The following is a 6,310-nucleotide window of genomic DNA, read 5'->3' as shown; positions in this document are numbered from 1 at the left end:
GAACGCCGGGGTGGGGCGGCGGCGGGGTGACCTTGGGCTCGGTGGGGTGGGGGAGCGGTGGGGTGATCTCGAGGGTGGGCCGGGGGTGCACTAGGTGGGGTGGGGACGCACTAGGCTTGGGTGTCGTGCTGGTCTTGGCCTTCGACACCGCAACGCCGGCCGTCACCGCGGCCGTGCACGACGGAGAGCGGGTGCTCGCCGAGTCGACCACGGTCGACGCGCGACGCCACGGTGAGCTGCTGGTCCCCGCCGTGGAGCGGGTGCTGCGGGACGCGGGGGTCGCGCTGCGCGACGTGACGGCGATCGTCGCGGGCGCCGGTCCCGGGCCGTACACCGGACTACGGGTCGGGCTGATGACGGCGCAGGCGCTGTCGTCCACCACCGGCGCGCCCGCCTACGGCGTGTGCAGCCTGGACGCGCTGGCCTATGCCGCCGGTCTGGCCGAGCCCTTCCTGGTGGCCACCGACGCCCGGCGCAAGGAGATCTTCTGGGCCCGGTACGCCGACATGCGCACCCGGGTCGAAGGGCCGTCGGTGGACCGGCCGCAGGACCTGCCCGGCGGGCTGCCGCTGGTGGGCGCGGGCGCGGCGATGTACGCCGAGGCGCTGGGCACGGATCGGCTGGTGGCCGGTGCCCCCGAGCACCCGCTCGCCGGTGCGCTGGCCGCCCTGGCGGCCGAGCGGCTGGCGGCCGGAGCCGGCGCGGCCGGCGACGACCCGGTGCTGACCTCGCCCCGGCCGATCTACCTGCGCCGGCCGGACGCCCGCGAGCCGGGTCCGCCGAAGAAGGTGACCGCGTGACATCGGTCACGCTACGGGCGATGACCGAGGCCGACATGCCGGCCGTGCTGCGGCTGGAGCAGGCGACGTTCCCCTCCGACGCCTGGACCGAGGGCATGCTGCGCGGCGAGCTGGCCGATCAGCCCCGTACCCGCCACTACATCGTGGCCGAGACCGATGGCGAGATCATCGGCTACGCGGGGCTCGCGGCGGCCGGAGACCAGGCGGACGTGCAGACGATCGCGGTTCGCGCGCGGTGGCGGCGCTCCGGCGTCGGCCGGGCCATGATGCGCGAGCTGATCGCCGAGGCCGTGCGCCGCGGCGCCGGCGCCGTCTTCCTGGAGGTTCGGGCGGACAACCCGCCGGCCAGGGCGATGTACGAGCACTTCGGGTTCCAGCCGATCGGCGTGCGCCGCGGCTACTACGACGACGGGACCGACGCGGTGATGATGATGAGAACGCTCCAAGCCGACGTGGAGGGCGCGTATGGCTGACCAGCCCCTGGTCCTGGGCATCGAGACCTCGTGCGACGAGACCGGGGTGGGCCTGGTCCGGGGCACCACCCTGCTGGCCAACACCGTGGCCTCCAGTGTCGAGGAGCACGCGCGGTTCGGCGGGGTGGTGCCCGAGGTGGCCTCCCGGGCGCACCTGGAGGCGATGACCCCGACCGTCGAGCGGGCGCTGCGCGACGCGGGAGTGCGGTTCTCCGACGTCGACGCGGTCGCCGTCACCGCCGGTCCGGGGCTCGCCGGCGCGCTGCTGGTCGGCGTGGCGGCGGCGAAGGCGTACGCGCTGGGGCTCGGCGTGCCCCTGTACGGGGTGAACCACCTGGCCGCGCACGTCGCGGTGGACCAGCTCGAACACGGTCCGCTGCCCAAGCCGTCGATCGCCCTGCTGGTGTCGGGCGGGCACTCCTCGCTGCTGCTGGTCCCGGACGTGGCCAGCGATGTGATCTCGCTCGGCTCCACGGTGGACGACGCGGCCGGCGAGGCGTTCGACAAGGTGGCCCGGGTGCTCGGCCTGCCGTTCCCCGGCGGCCCGCACATCGACCGGGCGGCGACCGGCGGGTCGGGCGACGCGGTGGCCTTCCCGCGCGGCAAGTACGACGACGGCACGCTGGACTTCTCCTTCTCCGGGCTGAAGACGGCGGTGGCCCGGTGGGTGGAGGCCCGCGAGCGGGCCGGGACGCCGGTGCCGGTCGCCGACGTCGCGGCGTCCTTCCAGGAGGCGGTCGTGGACGTGCTCACCCGCAAGGCGGTGCAGGCGTGCCGGCGTTACGACGTGCGTGATCTGCTCATCGGCGGTGGCGTGGCGGCGAACTCCCGGCTGCGCGCGCTGGCGCGGGAGCGGTGCGAGGCGGCCGGCATCCGGCTTCGGGTGCCCCGTCCGGGGTTGTGCACCGACAACGGCGCGATGATCGCCGCACTCGGGGCCGAGCTGGTGGCGGCGGGCGTCGACCCCTCGCGCCACGACATCCCCGCCGACTCCTCGATGCCCGTCACCGCCGTCCACGTGTGATCGTGCTTGTTTTGCGCGCTTCGCGCGCGCGGGTTCGGGCGCCTTTAGCCGGAACCGGCCCGGAAGGGGCCGGCACCAGGCCGGACGGCCTGCTCCGCGCGCGGGTTAGCAGGGCAGGCAGAGGAGGGCGTACGGGCGTTCGCCGATGCGGGTGAGGACCACGACGGCGGATTCGTCCCCGGAGAGCCGTAGATCCGTTCTCAGCCGTTCGATGTCGACGGCCGAGCCCCGTTTCTTCAACGTCACCGTGCCGATCCGGCGCTCGCGCAGCGCGCCGCGCAGCCGCTTCAGCGAGAACGGCAGCACGTCGCGCACCTCGTAGCGGGACGCCCACGGCGTGGTGGCGTCCGGGTCGTCGCCGGTGATGTAGGCGATGCGGGGATCCAGCAGCCGGCCGCCCACCGCGGCGGCGACCTCGGCGACGAGGTGGGCCCGGATCGCCGCCCCGTCCGGCTCGTACAGGTAGCGGCCCACCGGGCCGTGCGGCGCCGGCCCGAGTGACGGGTCGGCGGTCAGCGTGAGGCCGGACGGCAGCAGCGTGGCCCGGCGGCCCGGCCCGCCGGCGTCGCCGGCCAGGGTGGCGAGCGGCCCGGTCCACAGCACGGCCTCCTTGACCTCGCCGCGGAAGGACACCCACTCGGCCTCGGCGCCCGGTGGGGCCAGCTCGTGCGGGATGCCGGGCGCCGCCTTGACGCAGGCGGCGGGAGCCCGGGCCACCAGTTCCAGGACGGCCGGCCACGGCGGCGAGTAGGCCATCGGGTCGAACACCCGCCGTCCGGTGGACCGGCGCGCGGGGTCGGCGAACAGCGCGTCGTACCGCTCCGGGACCACCTCCGCGGCGTCGCCGACCGTGACGGTCACCTGCCCGTCCAGCCCGAACTCCCGGACATTCGCCCGCGCCACTTCGGCGGTGAGCGGATCGAGGTCCACCGCGTCGACCGCGCAGCCGCCCCGGGCGAGCGCCAGCAGGTCGCCGCCTACTCCGCAGCAGGCGTCGGCCACCCGGGTGCCCGGCGGGAAGCGGCGGGCCCGGTGCGCGGCCACCTCGGCGCGGGTGGCCTGCTCCAGGCCGTCGGGCGTGAAGTACATGCGCGCCGCGTCCGCGCCGAACTTGGCGGCGCCCCGCGCCCGCAGCCGCGCCTGGGTGAGCGCCGCGGCGGCCAGCGCGGCGTCATGGCTCCTGCGCAGCCGGGTGACCGCGGCGAGCCCGTCCAGACCGGCGGCCACGGCGTCACCGGCGTCGGCGAGCGCCCGATGACCGCGGGGGGTGAGCAGTTCCCGGAAGGCGTCCAGATCCACGCCTCACGCTATCGCTGTGGGCTTACGCCCCCAACACGCCCGGGTTCGTGTTGACGGAGTGGGCGGGCTTGCATACTGTTCAGTGTTGGCACTCGCCTATGGAGAGTGCCAAACCAATGCGCGACGAGGCAGGTCTGACACCCGCGACGGCAGGCCGCTGGTCGCCTCTTCAGCTCATCATCGCAATCTGAAGGGGAGGTCCGATCGTGACGACCGCCACCAAGGTTCCCGTTAAGCCGCTCGGCGACCGCATCGTGGTCCAGCCGCTTGAGGCCGAGCAGACGACCGCTTCCGGTCTGGTGATCCCGGACACCGCCAAGGAGAAGCCCCAGGAGGGCAAGGTCCTGGCGGTGGGCCCGGGCAACTGGGACGAGGACGGCGAGAAGCGGATTCCGCTCGACGTCAAGGAAGGGGACGTCGTCCTCTACAGCAAGTACGGCGGTACCGAGGTCAAGTACGGCGGCGAGGAGTACCTGGTGCTCTCCGCCCGCGACGTTCTCGCGATCATCGAGAAGTAGCACCCCCGGGCGCGCGAGCGACCAGCTACCAGCTGTACGAAGCCGAAGAGATCACGTGTCAGGCCCCGGGCGCTTCACCGAAGCCCCGGGGCTCTGATGCGGAGAGGACCATGAATGCCGAAGATCCTGGAGTTCGACGAGGACGCCCGCCGCGCTCTCGAGCGCGGGGTGAACGCTCTCGCGGACGCCGTCAAGGTCACGCTTGGGCCCCGGGGCCGCAACGTCGTCATCGACAAGAAGTTCGGTGCGCCGACCATCACCAACGACGGTGTCACCATCGCCCGTGAGGTCGAGCTGGAGAAGCCGTACGAGAACCTCGGCGCGCAGCTCGCCAAGGAAGTGGCGACCAAGACCAACGACATCGCCGGTGACGGCACCACCACCGCCACCGTGCTGGCCCAGGCGATGGTGCGCGAGGGCCTGCGCAACGTCGCGGCCGGCGCGTCGCCGCTGTCCCTCAAGCGCGGCATCGACCAGGCCGCCCGTGCGGTGAGCGACCTGCTGCTCGAGCGCGCCCGCGCGGTGGAGGACAAGAAGGAGATCGCGAACGTCGCGACCATCTCCGCCCAGGACGCCAAGATCGGCGAGCTGATCGCCGAGGCGTTCGACAAGGTGGGCAAGGACGGTGTCATCACCGTCGAGGAGTCCAACACCATGGGCCTGGAGCTGGAGTTCACCGAGGGGCTCCAGTTCGACAAGGGTTACCTGTCGCCGTACATGGTGACCGACCCCGAGCGCATGGAGGCGGTGCTCGAGGACGCCTACGTGCTGCTGCACCAGGGCAAGATCGCCTCGATCGCCGAATTCCTGCCGCTGCTGGAGAAGGTCGCCCAGACCAAGAAGCCGCTGTTCGTGGTCGCCGAGGACGTCGAGGGCGAGGCCCTGGCCGTCCTGGTCACCAACAAGATCCGCGGCACCTTCACCTCGGTCGCGGTCAAGGCGCCCGGGTTCGGCGACCGCCGCAAGGCCATGTTGCAGGACATCGCGATCCTGACCGGCGGCCAGCTGATCTCCGAGGAGCTCGGCCTCAAGCTGGACAACGTCGGCACCGAGGTGCTCGGCACCGCCCGCCGGATCGTCATCACCAAGGACTCCGCCACCATCGTGGACGGCGCCGGTGACCAGCAGGCCGTGCAGGACCGGATCCGCGAGATCCAGTACGCCATCGAGCAGACCGACTCCGACTGGGACCGCGAGAAGCTGCAGGAGCGCCTGGCGAAGCTGTCCGGCGGCATCTGCATCCTCCGCGTCGGCGCGGCCACCGAGGTCGAGCTGAAGGAGAAGAAGCACCGCCTGGAAGACGCCATCTCCGCGACGCGCGCCGCGATCGAGGAGGGCATCGTGTCCGGCGGCGGCTCGGCGCTGGTGCACCTGGCCAAGGACCTCGACGACCTCGGCCTGACCGGCGACGAGGCGACCGGCGTGTCCATCGTCCGGCGCGCGCTGGTCGAGCCGGCCCGCTGGATCGCCGAGAACGCCGGCCAGGAGGGTTACGTCGTCACCGCCAAGGTCGCCGACCTGCCGGTGGGTCACGGCCTCAACGCCGCGACCGGCCAGTACGGCGACCTGATCGCCGACGGCGTCATCGACCCGGTCAAGGTCACCCGCTCGGCCGTGCAGAACGCCGCGTCCATCGCCGGCATGCTGCTGACCACCGAGGCCCTCGTGGTGGACAAGCCCGAGGAGGAGGCCCCGGCCGCCGCCGGCCAGGGGCACGGTCACGGCCACGGCCACTGACCGGCACTCCGCGAACCTGACGGCCCGCACCGCCTCGGCGGCGCGGGCCGTTCTGGTGTGATGGCCCGCGCCCCGAGGTGTTCGTCGTCGCGATCGACGTCGCCTTCGACGGACCGTCCGGCTCCGGCTCGATGTCCGTGGTGCAGATCTTCCGCCTGCGCGACGAGAAGATCGCGCTGCCGCGCGACTACTTCACCGCCGAGGAGGTTGCCTGGGGCATCGAGTTTCGCGGGTCGGCGTCCGACAAATGGTGGAATATCTTTCCGTGGACGCCGGGCTCGGGGGTCGCTTTTGCCGGGTCGTCCGGGTTTGGCGTCCCAGTGGACCAGCACACCGCCCCCGGCGGGCCGGACATCCGACAATTTTCATGCGAATTCAGGTCGCGGCTGAAATACGAAAACATCAACGTGTTCAGTTGATTACCTAGAGTTATCGACGCGTCAATGTGACCAATCCGTA

7 protein-coding genes are annotated in these 6,310 nt (G+C 72.3%); 6 read left to right on the top strand and 1 reads right to left on the bottom strand.

Going from position 1 to position 6,310, the window contains the following annotated elements; all coding sequences use genetic code 11:
* Window positions 1-125 precede the first annotated feature (125 nt).
* The 3 genes from tsaB to tsaD are packed head-to-tail and all read left to right on the top strand — an operon-like array spanning window position 126 to window position 2,297.
* A complete protein-coding gene (gene tsaB / locus Sru01_RS03005) occupies window positions 126-800 on the top strand; it encodes a tRNA (adenosine(37)-N6)-threonylcarbamoyltransferase complex dimerization subunit type 1 TsaB (protein ID WP_203982260.1) in 675 nt (224 codons plus the stop codon).
* Entirely contained in the window at window positions 797-1,273 is a 477-nt protein-coding gene (gene rimI / locus Sru01_RS03000; RefSeq protein WP_275412134.1) for a ribosomal protein S18-alanine N-acetyltransferase, read from the top strand. The genes tsaB and rimI overlap by 4 nt, the downstream gene beginning before the upstream one ends.
* Window positions 1,266-2,297, top strand: coding sequence for a tRNA (adenosine(37)-N6)-threonylcarbamoyltransferase complex transferase subunit TsaD (gene tsaD / locus Sru01_RS02995; RefSeq protein WP_203982259.1), 1,032 nt, complete (start codon window positions 1,266-1,268; stop codon window positions 2,295-2,297). Before rimI ends, tsaD begins: the two co-directional genes overlap by 8 nt.
* 105 nt (window positions 2,298-2,402) lie before the next feature.
* On the opposite strand, the gene Sru01_RS02990 is transcribed toward tsaD, so the two are convergent.
* Window positions 2,403-3,596 (bottom strand): class I SAM-dependent methyltransferase, encoded by a 1,194-nt coding sequence (locus Sru01_RS02990; protein WP_203982258.1) that lies wholly within the window; start codon window positions 3,594-3,596, stop codon window positions 2,403-2,405.
* Between the two features lie 206 nt (window positions 3,597-3,802).
* On the opposite strand from Sru01_RS02990, the gene groES reads away from it, so the two are divergent.
* The 3 genes from groES to Sru01_RS02975 all read left to right on the top strand — a co-directional run bounded on the left by groES (window position 3,803) and on the right by Sru01_RS02975 (window position 6,270).
* The gene (groES, locus tag Sru01_RS02985; protein ID WP_055482820.1) at window positions 3,803-4,114 is read left to right on the top strand and encodes a co-chaperone GroES; all 312 of its coding nucleotides are present in this window, start codon (window positions 3,803-3,805) and stop codon (window positions 4,112-4,114) included.
* A gap of 114 nt (window positions 4,115-4,228) precedes the next feature.
* A complete protein-coding gene (groL, locus tag Sru01_RS02980) occupies window positions 4,229-5,851 on the top strand; it encodes a chaperonin GroEL (protein ID WP_203982257.1) in 1,623 nt (540 codons plus the stop codon).
* Between the two features lie 77 nt (window positions 5,852-5,928).
* Window positions 5,929-6,270 carry a hypothetical protein gene (locus tag Sru01_RS02975; RefSeq protein WP_203982256.1) on the top strand — a complete coding sequence of 114 codons (342 nt, stop codon included), beginning with the start codon at window positions 5,929-5,931 and terminating at the stop codon, window positions 6,268-6,270.
* Window positions 6,271-6,310 lie beyond the last annotated feature (40 nt).

Origin of the sequence: Sphaerisporangium rufum, from assembly GCF_016863395.1 — a bacterium.
GTDB lineage: Bacteria > Actinomycetota > Actinomycetes > Streptosporangiales > Streptosporangiaceae > Sphaerisporangium > Sphaerisporangium rufum.
This window is presented reverse-complemented; position numbering and strand designations above follow the sequence as displayed.